Below are 17,453 nucleotides of genomic sequence, written 5' to 3'. Positions count from 1 at the left end.
CTTAATAGGATAGATTCAAATTTTATAATTATATAAAGGAGAAAAAGCATGGAGCATAAAACTATACGATTTGGTATTATAGGAACAAATGCAATAACTCATAGATTTTTAAGTGGGGCTAAAGAAGTAAAGGAGTTTGAATTAACTGCTGTTTACTCTAGGAGTCTTGATAAAGCAAAGGAGTTTTCAGAAAAATATGGTGTAAAAAATACATTCACCAATCTAGAAGAAATGGCAAAAAGTGATTTAATAGATGCAGTTTATATAGCTTCACCTAATGCTCTACATAGCAGTCAAGCCATATTGTTTTTAAACCACAAAAAGAATGTATTATCTGAAAAAGCTTTTGCATCCAATGGAAAGGAAGCTAAGGAAATGATAGAAGCAGCTAAGAATAATGGCGTGCTTTTAATGGAAGCTATGAAAACTACTATATTACCTAATTTTAAGGTGATAAAAGAAAATCTTCATAAAATAGGAAAGGTGAGAAGATACTTTGGAAGCTACTGTCAGTATTCTTCTAGGTATGATAAGTATAAAGAAGGAATAGTTCTTAATGCCTTTAACCCTGAGTTATCCAATGGAGCATTAATGGATATAGGCGTTTACTGCATCTATCCCATGGTAGCGCTTTTTGGAAAGCCTAAAGAAGTAAAGGCCAATGCATTGATGCTAGATTCTGGAGTGGATGGAGAAGGATCAGCATTATTTAAATATGAAGATATGGATGGAGTAGTAATGTATTCAAAAATCTGCGATTCTTATTTACCCTCTGAAATTCAAGGGGAAAGTGGCAGTATTATAATAGAAAAAATCAATAGTTTTAATAGCATAAAGATAAAATATAAAAATGGAAAAGAAGAGGATATATCCCTGCAACAGCATGATGAGGATATGTGCTATGAACTTCAAGAGTTTATAGACCTAATAAAAGAAGAAAAAACTGAATCAGAAATAAATACTTTTGATACATCTTTATCAGTGATGGAAATAATGGATGAAGTAAGGAGACAAATAGGTTTAGTTTTTCCTGCGGATAAATAGAGAAGTAGAGGTGCCAGGCACATGACAAGTGCCTGGCACCCTTTTTTTCTAAAAATTACCTGAAATAAAATCTATAAAAAGGGAAAAATATTGTTGACAGCGTTTACAAAATTAAATATAATCTAATTAACCGGTTAAGTAAACCGGTTAAACAAAAATAATAAGTGAAGGTGAAGAAAATGAATAAGGTTTGTGTACTGGGAAGTTTAAATATAGATATAGTTGTGAAAGTTAATAATATGCCTAAGGTAGGACAAACCATAATTGGCGATGATTTAGTTAATGTACCTGGAGGAAAAGGTGCGAATCAAGCTGTAGCAGCTAGAAGAACAGGCTCTGAAGTATATATGTTAGGAAAAGTTGGCAAAGATGATAACGGCAACAGGCTAGTAAAAGAACTTGCAAATGATGGTATAAGCGTAGATTATGTATTTCAAGATGAGCAAAGGACTACAGGAACCGCCATTATCACAGTAAATGATGAAGGAGATAACTCCATAATAGTTATTCCTGGAGCAAATATGGGAATAAGTGAAGAAGAGTTAGAAAAGACTAAAGAAGTAATAAAAGATAGTGATGTATTAGTGGCTCAATTTGAAACTTCCATTGATAAAACTATAGAGGCATTTAAGTTTGCAAAACAGTGTGGGGTTACAACCATTCTAAATCCTGCGCCAGCAAAAGAGATCCCTCAAGAGCTTTTAAAATATACAGATATTATAGTTCCCAATGAGACAGAAGCCTTAGAACTTACAAAAGTTAAAGTTGTAGACTTAGAAAGTGCACATAAGGCGGGTGAAATGCTTCTAAATCAAGGTGTTAAATATGTCATTATCACCATGGGAGAAAAAGGAGCGGCCATTATAAGCCATGAAGCTTGTGATATGGTGCCTGCTTATAAGGTGGAAGCCGTAGATACCACTGCTGCTGGAGATAGCTTTATAGGAGCATTAAGCAGCAAGCTTAATAGCAAAGCGTTGTACTATGAAAACTTAAAATCCGCCATAGCCTTTGGAAATAAGGTATCATCTATAGCAGTACAAAGAAAAGGTGCTCAGCCATCAATCCCAACATTAGAAGAAGTTCTTAAAATATACGGGGAGGAATAAACGTGAGAAAAACAGCATTACTAAATTCAGATATATCAGCGGTAATTTCAAGAATGGGGCATACGGATATGCTAGCTATTGGTGATTGTGGGCTTCCTATACCTGATGAAACAAACAGAATAGATATAGCACTTATAAAAAACATACCAGGATTTTTACAAACCCTTGAAGCAGTGCTTTTGGAATTACAAGTAGAAGAAATATTACTGGCATCGGAAACCAAGGAAGTAAGTCCAGAATTATATAAAAAAATACTAGAGGTTATAGGTAATGTAAAGGTTACTTGGATTAGTCATGAAGAGTTAAAAGACAATTTGAAGAAGTGTAAAGCTGTAGTGCGCACAGGTGAGCAAACACCATATGCAAATATAATATTAAAATCAGGAGTGGTTTTCTAAGGAGGATTTACCATGAAGGATATAAAACCTATATTAGAAATGAAAAATATATCAAAATCCTTCCCAGGTGTAAAAGCTCTTGAAGAGGTAAGTTTAAGAGTGCATAGGGGAGAGGTATTGGCTCTGTTAGGAGAAAATGGAGCAGGAAAATCTACTTTAATGAAGATATTAAGTGGAGTATATATAAAAGACCAAGGAGAAATAATTATAGATGGTGAAAATGTAGATATTAAGGGTATAAAACAGGCAGAAAAGCTGGGTATCTCCATAATTCATCAAGAACTTAGTGTTCTCCCTAATCTTACCGTAGCTGAAAATTTATTCTTAGGAAATGAAAAGTTTTCTAATGTAACCAGAAGAGTTAACAAAAAGGTTATGAGAGAAAGATGCGTTAGCTTTCTAGAGCAAATAGGCAGTAAGGTAGATCCAGATACCTTAGTAAAAGACATAAATGTTGGAGAAATGCAAATGCTTGAAATTGTAAAAGCTATATCTAAAAACTCCAGCATAATCGTTATGGATGAACCTACCACAGCTCTTACTGATGTAGAAACTGAGAATCTATTTAAGGTTATTAGAAAACTTAAAGATAAAGGCATTGCCATCATATATATTTCCCATCGTATGGATGAGATATTTCAGATTTGTGATAGGGTTACAGTGCTTAGAGATGGTAAATATGTGGGGGAGGCTGATACCTCTAATGTTACTAAAGATGATCTTATAGCCATGATGGTAGGGAGAAAGTTAGAAGAACAGTTTCCATATAGAGAAGTTGACAAGAAAAAAGTGGTTATGGAAGTTAAAGGTTTAGAGCTTAAAGATAAGCTGAAAGATATTTCTTTTGAAGTAAAAGCAGGGGAAATATTGGGTATAGCTGGACTTATGGGGGCTGGTAGAACAGAGCTTGCCAAAACTATATTTGGAGAGTACAGCAAAAGCCAAGGAAAAGTTATTATAGAAGGAAAAGAAGTAGATATCAAATCCCCAAAAGATGCTATTAATCAAGGAATTTGTTATTTATCTGAGGATAGAAAAAAAGAAGGGCTTGTATTAGGTTTATCTGTAAGAGAGAATATGACCTTGTCTAACCTTGAAAACTATGAAAACAAGACCATGAAAATAGATAAAAAAGCCGAAAAAGAAGATGTAGACAAATTTATTAAAAAGCTTTCTATAAAAACACCTCATCAGGAACAAAGGATTAAAAATCTAAGCGGAGGTAATCAACAAAAAGTAATACTGGCTAAATGGCTTATGCTATCTCCTAAGGTTTTAATAATAGATGAACCTACTAAGGGAATAGATGTAGGAGCTAAAAAAGAAATATATGAAGTACTTAATGAGCTTAAGAGTTCAGGAAAAGCAGTAATTATGATTTCATCAGATATGCCAGAAATTTTAGGAGTATGTGATAGAGTTCTGGTAATGCATGAAGGAAAGCTTACAGGAGAGCTGCCACGAAGCAAAGCAACTCAAGAAAGTATTATGAAATTTGCTATAGGAGTTTAAAATACAATTTGCATCTTATATAAAATAAGGAGAGATAGATATGAAGTTAGATTTTAAAAGCTTTCTCATGAAGTACAAGTCTTTAGTTGGACTGATAATATTATGTTTAATAGTTTCAATAATTGCGCCTAGATTTTTAACTTTAGGGAATATTACTAATGTACTTACTCAGGTTTCAGTAAATGCAATTATTGCCTTAGGTATGACCTTTGTTATATTAACCGGTGGAATTGACCTTTCAGTAGGTTCCATTGTAGCAATTTCTGGAGCCGTAGCAGCTTATATGGTTAAGGGAAATGTAAACGTATTGGCAGCGGTGGCAGTAGCTATAATTATTGGTGCAGCTATTGGTTACTTAAATGGATTTATAGTAGCTAGAGGGAAAATACAAGCTTTTATCGCAACTTTAGCAACTATGACTATATTTAGGGGAGTAACCTATGTTTTTACCGGTGGTAACCCCATTTCAGGCTTAGGAAACAGCTTTATGATTATAGGAAATAAAAAGCTAGTAGGACTACCATTACCGGTTATATTTATGATTTTAGTGTTCATCATTGCAGCCTATGTTATCACTCAAACAAGATTTGGAAGATATGTATATGCTATTGGAGGAAATGAAGATTCAGCTAGACTTTCAGGTATAAGCACTAATAAAATTAAAAACTTAGTATACATGATTTCAGGAATAACAGCAGCCATAAGCGGTGTTATAGTAACTAGTAGAATAGGTTCAGCTTCACCTAACTCTGGAAGTGGCTTTGAACTAGATGCCATAGCCGCAGTAGTTCTAGGAGGAACATCTCTAGCTGGAGGAGAAGGTCAGATACTTGGTACTATAATAGGTGCAGTTATCATTGGAGTATTAAACAATGCCTTAAACTTATTAAATGTATCCCCTTTCTATCAATCCATCGTTAAGGGTGCAGTAATTTTATTGGCAGTACTGGTAGACAAGAAAAATAATAAATAATATTAAAAATAAAAGGGAGGAACAAAAAATGAAAAGGAACAGAAAACTATTATCTTTAGTAGTAACAGGTCTTATGGTAGCAGGGGTATTAGCAGGATGTACACCTAAAGATCAGAAAGCAGGAGAGCCTGCAAAGAGTAAAAAGATTGGAATGGTAATTTCTACACAAAATAATCCTTTCTTCGTTTCCATGAAGGAAGGAGCAGAGAAAAAGGCTAAGGAACTGGGATATGAGTTAGTAGTACTTGATTCTTCCAACGATGCTGCAAAAGAAAGATCCAACGTAGAAGACCTGGTTCAAAAAGGCGTAGCTGCTTTAATAATAAACCCAACAGATAGCGATGCTGTAGTAAATGCAGTAGGTGTAGCTAATACTGCAAAGATTCCTGTGTTAACTGTAGATAGAAAGTCCAATGGTGGAGAGGTAGTTTCTCACGTAGCATCAGATAATGTTAAAGGTGGAGAAATGGCAGCCAAATTTATATTAGATAAACTTAATGGAAAAGCAAACATAGTTGAACTTCAAGGAATACCCGGTGCTTCAGCTACTCGTGACAGAGGTCAAGGCTTCCACAAGGGTGTAGACGGAAAAGATGGAGTTAAGGTAGTTGCAAGCCAGGCAGCTGACTTTGACAGACAAAAGGGATTAAACGTAATGGAAAATATAATTCAAGCTACTCCTAGCTTTGATGCTATATTCGCCCATAACGATGAAATGGCTCTAGGAGCTGCAAAGGCTTTAAAAGCAGCCAACAAAAAAGCTATAATAGTAGGATTTGATGGAAATGATGATGCTAAAAAAGCAGTAGAAAGTGGAGATATGAGCGCTACCATAGCTCAGCAACCAGGTTTAATGGGTTCCATGGCAGTAGAAAATGCAGTTAAAGTTATAAAAGGTGAAACTGTGGCTAAAGAAATTCCTGTTGACCTAGAATTAGTTGCAAAATAGTATATTAGATTTTAGGCAATCCAGGAAAAATATTTCCTGGATTGTTTTATATAAAAAAATCTTTTCTTTAAAGTATGTGTTAAAATTAAATAAACTGGAATTGCGTGAGGGATAAGCATGAGAAAAACAACTATGATGGATATAGCTAACAAGGTAGGAGTTTCGAAAGCTACTGTATCCATGGTTTTAAGCAAAAAAGATGGAAGCATTAGCGAAGAAACTAAAGAAAAAATATGGGCTGCGGCGGAAGATATGGGATATATTAAGAACTCAGTAGCCACAAGCTTAAGTACTAGAAAAACAGGTACCATTGGAATAATACTTCCAGACATTTTAAACCCGTTTTTTTCAGAGATAGCAAGGGCTATAGAAGATACTGCCAGTGAATTAGATTATAATGTAATATTTTGTAATAGTGATAATAATATAGATAAGGAAGAAAAGTATGTTAAGCTTCTTATAAGTAAACTAGTTGACGGAGTGATATTTGCAGCAGGAGGAAAAAGCGATAAGAATTTGTCTTATCTTATAAATAATAATGTTCCTTTTGTGCTTGTGGACAGGTATATAGAGGGTTATGAAGATGCTTATGGGGTATACTGTAATAATAAAGAGGGAGTTATTAAAGGAGTAAAATATCTTTATGATAAAGGCAATAAAAGAATAGCATTTGTTATGGGACCACAAAAGATACAGGTTTCATTGCAAAGGTTAAACGGTTATAAAGAAGCGATGAAGCAATATGGACTGTATGATCCCAGCTGGGTTTTTGAAACTAGACTAACCCTAGATGGCGGAATGAAAGCTACAGAAGAACTTTTAAACAACTTAAAAGATGTGGATGCAATACTATATAGTAATGATATGATGGCTTTAGGAGGAATAAAATATCTTTTAAGAAAAGGATATAATGTTCCAAAGGATATAAGGGTAATGGGCTTTGATAATATTACGCTTACAGAATTTACTGAACCTGAGCTAACTACCATAGCCCAACCTATTTATGAAATGGGACAATCGGCATGCAAACTTCTAACTAGTGTAATTAATGGGAAAGTGGAGCAAGAGCAAATCTATTTTGAACCTAAATTAGTTATAAGAGGTACTGCGTAGATAGGGTGCCAGGCAAGTGACAAGTGACAAGTTGGGAGTAAAATTCAATTTGTCATTTGTCACTTGCCTGGCACTTTTTTTCAAAAATATTTTTAAAAAAAACAACATATGAGTCGAATTTTGTGAAATAATAATAGTAATAAAAATCATAGTGTAAAGCTAGCTATTAAAAATGTAGCTCAAATTATTTTAGATGATTTTGCAGAAAAAATTAAGTAATAGCTACTTTATCAATGTTGGGGGAATATAATATGAATGAATATATAATTATCACAGACTCTTGTTGTGATTTGCCTAGAGATTATATGGAAAGTAAGAAAATACCTTATGTAAGTTTAACTTGCACCTTTCAAGAAAAAGAGTATAGGGATGACTTTGGTTTAAGCTTAAATTATAAAGACTTTTATGAGGGTATGAGAAAAGGAGATATACCAAAAACCTCTCAGCCTAATGCAGATGCTTATTATAAAGTTTTTGAAGACATTATAAAACAGCAAAAGAAGATTCTTTATATATGCGTTTCTTCAGGACTTAGTGGAACCTATAACAGTGCCAATATAGCAAAGAATATGATACTTGATGAATATCCTGAAGCAACATTAGAGATAGTGGACATTTTAACAGCTTCCTTAGGACAAGGACTTATGGTAATGAAGGCTGTAGAAATGCAAGAAAACGGCGCAAGCTTTGAAGAAGTAATTAAGTATTTAGAAGATACTAAACTTAGTCTAAACACCTATATAATAGTGGACGATCTTAATCATTTAAAAAGAGGTGGAAGAATTTCCACTGCTGCTGCTGTTGTAGGATCACTATTTCATATAAAGCCTGTCCTTACCCTCAATGATGAAGGAAAAGTAATTGCTATACGCAAGGCTAAAGGTAGAAAAGCCGGCATCAATGAACTAGCTAAGTTTGTAATAGATAAAATTGAAAACTCAGAAGACATGATGGTAACCATATGCCATGGAGATTCAGAAGCTGATGCTATAAAGCTTAAAGAGATCATTTTAAAGGAAGTACCAGTTAAAGAAGTGATGATAAACTTTATAGGCCCAGTGGTGGGTACCTATGGAGGCCCCGGAGCTCTTGCGGTATTCTTTGTAGGCAAGCATAGACAAAACCATATAATTGATGTTAATATTTAATAATGGCAGCCATATGAGTTATTTCATATGGCATGAAGAAACCCATTTAAATTTATACTAATATTCAGTGGTTATATAGTAATAATTAAAATACTTTGCCATAATTAACATGGCAAAGTATTTTTTGTTAACAATGGCAGACACATGAGTTATTACTTATTGATGTAGAATAAACAACATAATATTGGGAAAATATAAAATAAAACGAGGTAATTAAATGGATAATACTAATTTTAATAAATATAATTTAAGTGAAGAAATATTAAGGGCTATTATGGGGCTAAAATATGAAACACCTACAGAAGTTCAGGAAAAGGTCATACCTGTAGCTTTAGAAGGAAAGGATATGGTGGTGCAATCACAAACTGGCAGTGGAAAAACCGCCTCTTTTGGCATACCTCTTTGTGAAAGGATTATATGGGAAGAAAATAAGCCTCAAGCATTAGTGCTTACTCCCACAAGAGAATTAGCTGTACAGATAAAAGAAGATATAACTAATATAGGGAGATTTAAAAGGATTAAAGCTGTAGCTGTATTTGGCAAACAGCCTTTTTCACAGCAGCAAAGAGAATTAAAACAAAAAACTCATATAGTAATTGGAACCCCAGGTAGAGTAATGGATCATATAAAAAGAGAAACGTTGGTATTAGATGACATTAAATATCTTATTATAGATGAAGCTGATGAGATGCTTAACATGGGATTTATTGATCAAGTGGAGGCTATAATAAAAGCAATGCCTAGGAATAGGATTAATATGCTATTTTCTGCCACTGTTCCTGAGGATATAAAAAGATTGTGTGTTAAATACATGAAGGAACCAGTTAATATAGAAATAGAATCTTCTAGTATTGCATCTATGGATGTAGAGCATTTTATTTACGAAGTTAAAGAAGAAGACAAATTTAAATTACTTAAAAATATAATGATTATGGAGAACCCTGATAGCTCTATGGTTTTTTGTAGAACTAAGGATCAAGTGGATAATGTTTATGACAAGCTTAATGCTATGGGTTATCCTTGTGAAAAGCTCCATGGCGGGCTTATGCAAAATGACAGGCTAGCTGTCATGAAAGGCTTTAAGCAAGGTAAATTCTTATGCCTAGTAACTACAGATGTAGCAGCTAGAGGCATAGATGTGGATAGCGTTAATCTAGTAATAAACTATGATATTCCTTTAGAAAAAGAAAGCTATGTTCATAGGATAGGAAGAACAGGTCGTGCGGGTAAAAAAGGTAAGGCTTTAACCTTCTTAACTCCTTATGAAGATAGGTTTTTAAGACAAATTGAAGCATATATTGGTTTTGAAATAGCTAAATTAAATGTTCCAAGTAAAGAAGAGGTAATAGCGGCAAAAGAGGAATTCACAGAGAAAATCAACAAAAGGCCTAAGCTTAAGAAGGATAAAAGTGAAGAACTTAATAAAGGGATAATGAAGATATACTTTAATGGTGGTAAGAAAAAGAAAATTAGAGCGGTAGATTTTGTGGGAACTATTTCAAATATTCAGGGCGTAACTGCAGAGGATATAGGAATAATCGATATTCAGGACAATATTTCTTATGTGGAAATATTAAATGGTAAGGGACCCATGGTACTTCAAGCAATGAGAAATACTACAGTAAAAGGTAAGCAGCTTAAGGTGCAAAAAGCTAGAGAATAAAATGAAAAGTGCCAGGCATGTGCCTGGCATCTTTTATTTATAACTAATTCCATACCCTATAGGATATAAAGTTCCTTTTCCGTCTGCAGTAGGTATTGCCACTGGAAGTTTTCCGTTAGGATTCACAAGTCCAAAGATGGTTCTCATACCTACAGGAATGTTAATGGGTAGAGAGGCGTTGCTTCCAGAAGTTATATCATAGCCTGTAGGGCCATATACTGCAATTACTGCTTTAGCTGCTGGAAGATAAGCCGCATCATAAGGATTTCTATAAGACATTACTGCTAGAGGTTTATTCTTTGTGGCAGCATATTCAGTAATAGCCTTAGCTAATCTATCAGCTTTTGAAGCAGAGGCTTCTTTTCCAGGCACTACCTTAAGATTAAGGGTACCAAGTATTATACTGTCAGCCTCATCTATAGCTTTTTTAAAATCTGATGGAATTTCTGGACCTGAAGAAGAATAATCCAGTGTAGAATATTGTATTGTCTTACCGGTTTCTTTCATTATGTCTTTAAGAGCTAAAGTCATTAAATCCACACGGCTTTTTCCGTAGCCTATAATTAAGAGTTTTTTATTCTTTTGAAGCTTGAAGGGAAGGGTTTTATTATCATTTTTAATTAATGTCATAGCTTTTTCTGCAGCTATTTTCTCTATTCTTTTATTTTCTTTGCTTCCCACTACATTATTAGCATTAGCAATTTTTTCTTCTAGAGTTCTGGTATCTTCTTGCCCTATAATACCTCTTTTAATCTTCATGGCAATTATTCTTCTTACGGATTCATTTATTCTATTTTCTGATATAGTACCATTTTTTACTGAAGCTAAGATTATATTGAATAGATCATTAAGCTCTGATTCAGCGGATTCATTCCATACAGATACTGGCATAAGCACAATATCTGTTCCTGCATTAATAGCTTTTATCACTGCTTCAGTTTTGCCAAAATGATCTGAAATAGCTTTCATGTTCATGGCATCCGTTACTATTACACCATTAAATCCTAACTTTTCACGAAGGACACTAGTAAGGATTTTCTTTGAAAGGGTAGCAGGTATACCTACTTCAGTTCCATCCTTTTTAGAAATGGTTTTATCATTGTCTAAAGCTGGAACAGTTACATGAGCAGTCATAATCATATCAATACCTTCATCAATAGCTTTTTTAAAAGGTATAAAATCTATGGTTTCTAATTGCTCTAAGCTGTGACTAACTACGGATACACCTAAGTGGGTATCTGTAGCTGTATCCCCATGGCCTGGAAAATGCTTGGCAGTGGCTGCCACACCAGTGCTTTGAAGTCCTTTTATATAGGCATAACCTTGATTTGCTACTAATTGAGGATCTCCCCCAAAAGAGCGTATTCCTATAACGGGATTTTCAGGGTTTACATTTACATCAAGGACAGGAGCAAAATTTACATTTATACCTAAAGCATTAAGCTCTTCTCCCATAGCTTTACCCACTTTTTCTGTGATATTTAAATCATGAGCAGCTCCTAGAGCCATATTGCCAGGCATATTAGTGCCGGTTTGAAGTCTAGTTACAAGACCTCCTTCTTGATCGATGGTTATCAAAAGAGGAATATCTGATGCTTTTTGAAGTCCATTTACAAGACGAGTGGTTTGCTCTGTATTAGCTACGTTTTCTTTAAAAAGTATTACTCCACCAAGGTGATATTTTTTTATTATATTTCCCACTTGCTCGTTCATAACTGTAAAGGGAATGGAGTTGCCTTGAGAATCTTTTCCCCAATATCTAAAGTCAGGCATAAGCATTTGTCCTATTTTTTCTTCTAAAGTCATAGAGTTTATTATATTATCTAAGTTATCTTTATCTGAAGTATTAGGAATGCTTGAAGCTGAAGCTCCAAAAGTTGTAGACAAAGCAAATAAAGTGCTAAGGGTTATACTGAGAAATCCCTTTCTTTTCAACATTAATACCTCCTTTGATATCTTACTTAGTTTTCTTGTAAATATAGTACTTTTCTGTAGACTTTTTAAATTCTTCAGATTCTTTATCTATTATTTTAAACAATTCTTCTAAATTATATTTTCCTTCTCTAACATAACTATTGCCTACAAGCTTATCTATGAAATTAGTGGACAGGTATTGAAATTTATCTGGGTACATATCTCTTATGGTATATAACATGGCAATACCGGTTTTTACTGAGTTGAACTCCTCTCTATCTGTAACGTATACTTGCACTCCTCCACATACTTCTGCATTCTTAGTTCTGTTGCCATTCTTATCAAAAACAGGACCGTATTTAGAAAAAGTAGGTGTAAAGGAAGCCGCCCTAAATTTTGCACCAGGAAGCTCTAAGGAATTAAGCTTTTCTGCTAATTTAAGAGGATCTATCCAAGGGGCTCCAATAAGTTCGAAGGGACGTGTGGTTCCTCTTCCTTCAGATACATTAGTACCTTCAAATACACAGGTTCCGGTATATACTATAGCAGTATCTAAAGTAGGCATGTTAGGAGAAGGCATTACCCAGGTTTTTAACTCTGTATCATCATAATACATGCCTCTGGTCCATCCTTCCATAGGGATAACCTCTAATTTGCAGTTAATATTTTGAGTTTCGTTGATATATCTAGCATATTCACCTATGGTAAGACCATATCTTTGAACTATAGGATACATACCTACAAAGGAACTGAAAGCAGGATCCAATATGGTACCTTGCACTTGGTTGCCCCCTACGGGATTAGGTCTATCAAAAACTACTAAGGTTTTATTGTTTTCAGCCGCTGCCTGCATGGCATAGGCTAAAGTATTTATATAAGTATAAAATCTAGCCCCTACATCCTGCATATCATAAGCGAGAATATCCACATCTTTAAGCATTTCTGGGGCAGGCTTTTTGGTAGAGCCGTAAAGGCTGTATACTGGAAGTCCTGTAACTTCGTCCACAGCATCACCCACGCTAGAGCCAGCTTGGGCGTTTCCTCTAATGCCGTGTTCAGCTGCAAACAAGGTGGTTAATTTAGTTTTTTCATAAAGAACGTCTATGGAACTCTTAAAGTTACTATCCATGCCAGAGGGATTTGTAATAAGACCAACCTTTTTGTTCTTAAATATATTCATATGCTTATCTAAATTATCTATTCCCAAAGTAACCTTCGGTTTCTTAACTTTTTGTTTAGCTTCAACATTAAAGCCAACATAGCTTACGCTTAATAAAGTCACTACTCCTATAGCTGCAGAAAGTATCTTTAATGATTTTTTCATGATAGTCCTCCTTGAACATACAATTAATAAATTTATAGTAATTAGCATTAAGCCCTAGTTTTATGATTTAAAGTTTCTGATTTAATATTAAAATGCAGTAACAGTAACAGTAACAGTTATAGGTATATTTTTGCAAGTCACATTAAATTTATCTTATATTTAGATAAATATTAAAGGGTTTCATAAAGACTTTTAAGGATAGTGTCATAAAGTTCATTATTTATATTTTTCTTATCCAAGATTTTTATTATCACTGCCATATCATTAAGAGGGTCAATTATTATTCTTGTGCCATTGTCCTCTTTTATTTCATAAGATAGATAGTTTACGGTTTTTCTGTCCCAGCCATAACCTCTGTTGGAATTGTGATTTGAAGGTTTTATCAGTTGATCTAAAGTTTCCCCAGGGAACAGTCTTACTCCTCCATAACCTCCTCTGTTTAACATAGTTTGGCTTAAAACAGCCAAGGCGGTTTCGGTGTTTACTTTATTATTAATACCTAAGGGTTTGTAGATATTTTCTTCAGAATAGGTTTTAAAGTTGTTTTTACTAGCCTTTTCAATAATCTTAATAAGCAAAGCATAGTTAGGGTCATTTTCAGCCATATACTGTCTCAGAGTTACAGAACTATCCTTTATGGATGCTTCTTCAGGCAATAAAGAATTTAGGCTGCTGTCTAAATTTAATAAGTTTTCGCTGGAAAGTTTACTAATAGCCAAATTAGCAGTAAGTTTAGGGACTAGTTCCTCTAAAGAGTTCTTATCTTTAATGCTTTTTTCATAAAGGGATTGTTTTATTAATTTTCCGTTTTTAATTATAGTTAATGAAGCGGGAATATCTTTTAATATTTTGTCTACTTGCTTTTCTACTTGTAGAAAGGCCTTTTCATTAATACCTGCTTCTTTAGCTTTACCTTTTACTAGTTCAGGATATGCAACCCTAACATTTAGATAGCTTTCATCAGGCTCAATATCAAGCACCTTTAGTGAGTTCTGTCCATCCACCACATAAGTGCTTATATCTATAGAAGCTTTTCCTTGAGGATCTTTAAGCGCTTTGGAAATATCAACTTTTTTGCCGTTTACATAAAGTTCAGCATTAGCAGCACCATGATTTTCTACTATGATACTTCCTCTTCCTTTATAACCTTTGAATACACGTCTGTTTCTAGCAAACACCCTTGTAGTAAGATCATCTTCAGGAAACTTCATAGACACTTGAGAAGCATCTTCAGAAGCAGCCTCTGTGACTTCTTTACTTCTGTCCTTCTTAACTGTTTCTCTGTTTTCCATGAAAGCTTCATATACTTTGGACATAATGCTTCCATATCTTCCGGTTTCCCATTTAGAGCCTTCAAAGTTATTTAATACTGTAGGGGAATGCCTCATATTAGTTAGTAGTATTACTGCCATGTTGTTTACAGGGTCTATATTTAATGCACATCCAGTCCATCCTGTATGTCCAATGGTAAGATGACTGGCATAAGGGCCGAATTCCCATATTTTTCTCCAGTCTCCCTGCCTATCCCAGCCAAGTCCATAGGTTATATCTTTATCTGAGGGTTTTGTAAACTCAGCTAAAGTATCTCTATCAAATATCTTTACAGAGTTATAGCTTCCTCCATTTAAGACAAGCTGACTTAATACAGATAAATCCTTGGCAGTGGAGAATAAGCCAGCATGACCAGAAAGCCCTCCCATGGAATACCAAGCTTTTTCATCATGAACCTCCCCTTGAAGGGTGTACTCTCTAATATTGTTAAATAAAGGGATAGAATAATCTCTAGTGTTACCATTTCTCTCTGTAGCAGCTGTATCTTCAGGGTTAAAACCTTTTTTAAGAGGATTATACATGGTATTTTTAAGACCTAGAGGTTTATATATTTGATTTTCTACGTACTCATCCTGCCTCATCCCTGTGATTCTTTCTATTATTAGTCCTAACAACATATAATCCGTGTCGCTGTAAAGAATCTTTGAACCAGTTTCGTAGGTTAGGGGAACCTGAGGTATAAGCTTTAAAGTAGTACTTCTATCTTGGGAATAAAACTTTCCGGCTTTATAGTTATCGAAAAATCTAACTTCTGGAGCAAAACCAGCAGTGTGATTTAATACATTTCTTATAGTAACTTTACTTTTACCCTTTATAGGATCCTCTGGGGAATCCTTGAACTCAGGAATATATTTAGAAACTGGAGCATCTATATCTAGCTTGCCTTCACTAACCAGCTTCTGAAGAGCTAAGTTAGTACTCATCATCTTAGTAATAGAAGCTACATCAAACATTGTATCAGTAGTCATCTTCTCAGGAGAAGTTAAAAGTTCGTTTTTACTCCATTTTTTCTTATAGCCATAAGCGGTATTCTTAACTATAGTACCGTCCTTAACCACCATGAGTACAGCTCCGGGAAAGCCTTCTTCCACTTCTTTGTTGATAAAATTATCTAACTCTTGAAGTTTTTCTTTAGAAAATTGCGCTTTTACTTTAGATTCATCCATATTTTCTATAAGTGCCTTTCCGCTGCTTATACTTTTGTAGCTGGATTGTAAAGCAGATGCTTTTGCAATTAAAGGTCCATTAATGGTTAAAGCCGCAGTCAATAAAAGTGCTGTCAGCCTTCTTGTGTTAATCATTTTTACCCCATACCTCCTTAAAATAATAAATTGTTTATGATGATTTTAAGTTATGTAAGTTATATTAAATACGTTTTCATATCAAGTAAATAAAAAAGCCAAAGTAAAGGTACTTTTATCTTATGGCTCAAAGTTATGCTGATAGAATTCTAATAGTTTTATTCCACGATTTTAAATAATCACTTCGTAAAAGCAGATATTTAATATAATTTTTAATTATATAATATATCGTACTAGAAATTAATTGGAAGGTCAATTGACACTAGAGTGCAGCAGCATGTTTTGGATATATTTAACACATTGTTTAAAAATATAGGTGCCAGTCACGCCGCTGGAAACACTTTTTTCTTGACATCGGTATAAAATTGAATTAAAATTTTTAACAAAAGAAAAACATAAAATTAACTTTAAATTGGTCCAGAGAGACCAGAAAGGAGATATAGCTATGACTATAATTTTTTATAATGGAGATTTTTATATAAGTCAAATATTCAGTAACCTCAAGATAGGATGTAAAGGATAATTGTGAGAATAATTTATTGTTCTCATAATTGTCCTTTTATTTTTCTGTGATGTATACACTATTTAACAGTCACTTAACTATTTAGCACAGGAGGTTGATGAAATGAAGGCAAAATTGATATTAGAAAATGGAATGATTTTTGAAGGAAGAGCTTTTGGATATATTGAAGAAACTTTAGGAGAAGTGGTTTTTAATACAGGTATGGTAGGTTATCAAGAGGTGTTAACAGATCCGTCCTATTATGGCCAAATAGTAACCATGACTTATCCACTTATAGGTAATTATGGTTTGAATCTAGAGGATAATCAGTCAAAAAAGCCACAGGTAAAAGGGTTCATTGTAAGGGACGTTTGTGAATATCCCAATAATTTTAGATATGAGATGACCCTTCAAGACTATTTAAAAAATAACAAGATAATGGCGCTTCATAAAGTGGATACCAGAGCGCTTACTAAGGTTTTAAGAAATAGTGGAACCATGAAAGGAATTATAACTTTAGAGGAACTTAGTAAAGAATATGTAGAAGATAAGCTGAAAAAATTTAATAATGATGCTTCTGTAATGAAAGTTACTACAAAAAGTATATATACTATTCAAGGCTCTGGAAAGCATGTGGCTTTAATAGACTTTGGAGTAAAGGATAATATAATTAAATCCTTTATAAATAGAAATTGTAAAGTTACGGTGTTCCCAGCAAATATTGAACCAGAAGTTGTGTTAAAGGCTAATCCAGATTTGATATTTTTATCTAATGGTCCTGGAGATCCTGAAAAACTAAAGAGTATTATAGAAAATATTAAAGAATTTATAGGCAAAAAACCTATTGCAGGCATATGTCTTGGACATCAACTTCTAGCTTTAGCCCTAGGAGGAAAAACAGAAAAATTGAAATTTGGACATAGAGGTTGCAACCATCCAGTAAAAAGTATTGAAAAAAACAAAGTGTATATTACTTCTCAAAACCATGGATATTATGTTAATGAGCTGCCTAAAGATGCGGTAATTACTCATGTTAGCGTAAATGACGGTACTGTAGAAGGCATGAGGCATAATACACTGCCTATTTACAGCGTTCAGTTTCATCCAGAAGCCTGTCCAGGACCTAAAGATGCGGAAGGAATTTTTGATGAGTTCTTAAGGGTTTAGGAGA

The 17,453-nt window shown here is 34.1% G+C and carries 13 protein-coding genes; 10 read left to right on the top strand and 3 right to left on the bottom strand.

From position 1 onward, the window contains the following. The first annotated feature begins 48 nt into the window (after positions 1-48). From BUA82_RS06445 to BUA82_RS06405, 9 genes are all read left to right on the top strand, one after another. Entirely contained in the window at positions 49-1,044 is a 996-nt protein-coding gene (locus BUA82_RS06445; RefSeq protein WP_073005798.1) for a Gfo/Idh/MocA family protein, read from the top strand. 179 nt (positions 1,045-1,223) lie between these two features. Next, entirely contained in the window at positions 1,224-2,153 is a 930-nt protein-coding gene (gene rbsK, locus BUA82_RS06440) for a ribokinase (protein ID WP_073005796.1), read from the top strand. A 2-nt stretch (positions 2,154-2,155) separates the two neighbouring features. Beyond that, positions 2,156-2,551, top strand: coding sequence for a D-ribose pyranase (gene rbsD / locus BUA82_RS06435; RefSeq protein WP_073005793.1), 396 nt, complete (start codon positions 2,156-2,158; stop codon positions 2,549-2,551). 12 nt (positions 2,552-2,563) lie between these two features. Beyond that, positions 2,564-4,063, top strand: coding sequence for a sugar ABC transporter ATP-binding protein (locus tag BUA82_RS06430; protein WP_073005791.1), 1,500 nt, complete (start codon positions 2,564-2,566; stop codon positions 4,061-4,063). 40 nt (positions 4,064-4,103) lie between these two features. After that, positions 4,104-5,036, top strand: a complete 933-nt coding sequence (locus tag BUA82_RS06425) for an ABC transporter permease subunit (protein WP_073005789.1) — start codon at positions 4,104-4,106, stop codon at positions 5,034-5,036. A 28-nt stretch (positions 5,037-5,064) separates the two neighbouring features. Then, positions 5,065-5,985: a ribose ABC transporter substrate-binding protein RbsB gene (gene rbsB / locus BUA82_RS06420; protein ID WP_073005786.1), complete on the top strand. Its 921-nt coding sequence runs from the start codon at positions 5,065-5,067 to the stop codon at positions 5,983-5,985. A gap of 117 nt (positions 5,986-6,102) precedes the next feature. Next, the gene (locus BUA82_RS06415) at positions 6,103-7,098 is read left to right on the top strand and encodes a LacI family DNA-binding transcriptional regulator (RefSeq protein ID WP_073005784.1); all 996 of its coding nucleotides are present in this window, start codon (positions 6,103-6,105) and stop codon (positions 7,096-7,098) included. 251 nt (positions 7,099-7,349) lie between these two features. Further along, positions 7,350-8,246 carry a DegV family protein gene (locus BUA82_RS06410; protein ID WP_073005782.1) on the top strand — a complete coding sequence of 299 codons (897 nt, stop codon included), beginning with the start codon at positions 7,350-7,352 and terminating at the stop codon, positions 8,244-8,246. A gap of 217 nt (positions 8,247-8,463) precedes the next feature. After that, complete coding sequence (locus BUA82_RS06405) at positions 8,464-9,909, top strand: DEAD/DEAH box helicase (protein WP_073005779.1); 1,446 nt, start codon at positions 8,464-8,466, stop codon at positions 9,907-9,909. Positions 9,910-9,942: 33 nt separating this feature from the next. Here the strand turns inward: BUA82_RS06405 and nagZ are convergent, their stop codons facing one another. The 3 genes from nagZ to pbp4b all read right to left on the bottom strand — a co-directional run bounded on the left by nagZ (position 9,943) and on the right by pbp4b (position 15,780). After that, the gene (nagZ, locus tag BUA82_RS06400; protein ID WP_073005777.1) at positions 9,943-11,847 is read right to left on the bottom strand and encodes a beta-N-acetylhexosaminidase; all 1,905 of its coding nucleotides are present in this window, start codon (positions 11,845-11,847) and stop codon (positions 9,943-9,945) included. A gap of 19 nt (positions 11,848-11,866) precedes the next feature. Further along, positions 11,867-13,147 (bottom strand): exo-beta-N-acetylmuramidase NamZ family protein, encoded by a 1,281-nt coding sequence (locus tag BUA82_RS06395; RefSeq protein ID WP_073005774.1) that lies wholly within the window; start codon positions 13,145-13,147, stop codon positions 11,867-11,869. A gap of 170 nt (positions 13,148-13,317) precedes the next feature. Further along, a complete protein-coding gene (pbp4b, locus tag BUA82_RS06390; RefSeq protein WP_073005771.1) occupies positions 13,318-15,780 on the bottom strand; it encodes a penicillin binding protein PBP4B in 2,463 nt (820 codons plus the stop codon). A 625-nt stretch (positions 15,781-16,405) separates the two neighbouring features. Between pbp4b and BUA82_RS06385 the strand changes: the two genes are divergently transcribed. Beyond that, positions 16,406-17,449 carry a carbamoyl phosphate synthase small subunit gene (locus BUA82_RS06385; protein WP_073005769.1) on the top strand — a complete coding sequence of 348 codons (1,044 nt, stop codon included), beginning with the start codon at positions 16,406-16,408 and terminating at the stop codon, positions 17,447-17,449. The last annotated feature ends 4 nt before the right edge of the window (positions 17,450-17,453 follow it).

The organism is Clostridium amylolyticum (genome assembly GCF_900142075.1).
Classification (GTDB): Bacteria; Bacillota; Clostridia; order Clostridiales; family Clostridiaceae; genus Clostridium_AA; species Clostridium_AA amylolyticum.
Note: the sequence above shows the minus strand (reverse complement) of the source record. Positions and strands in the feature narration are given on the sequence as shown.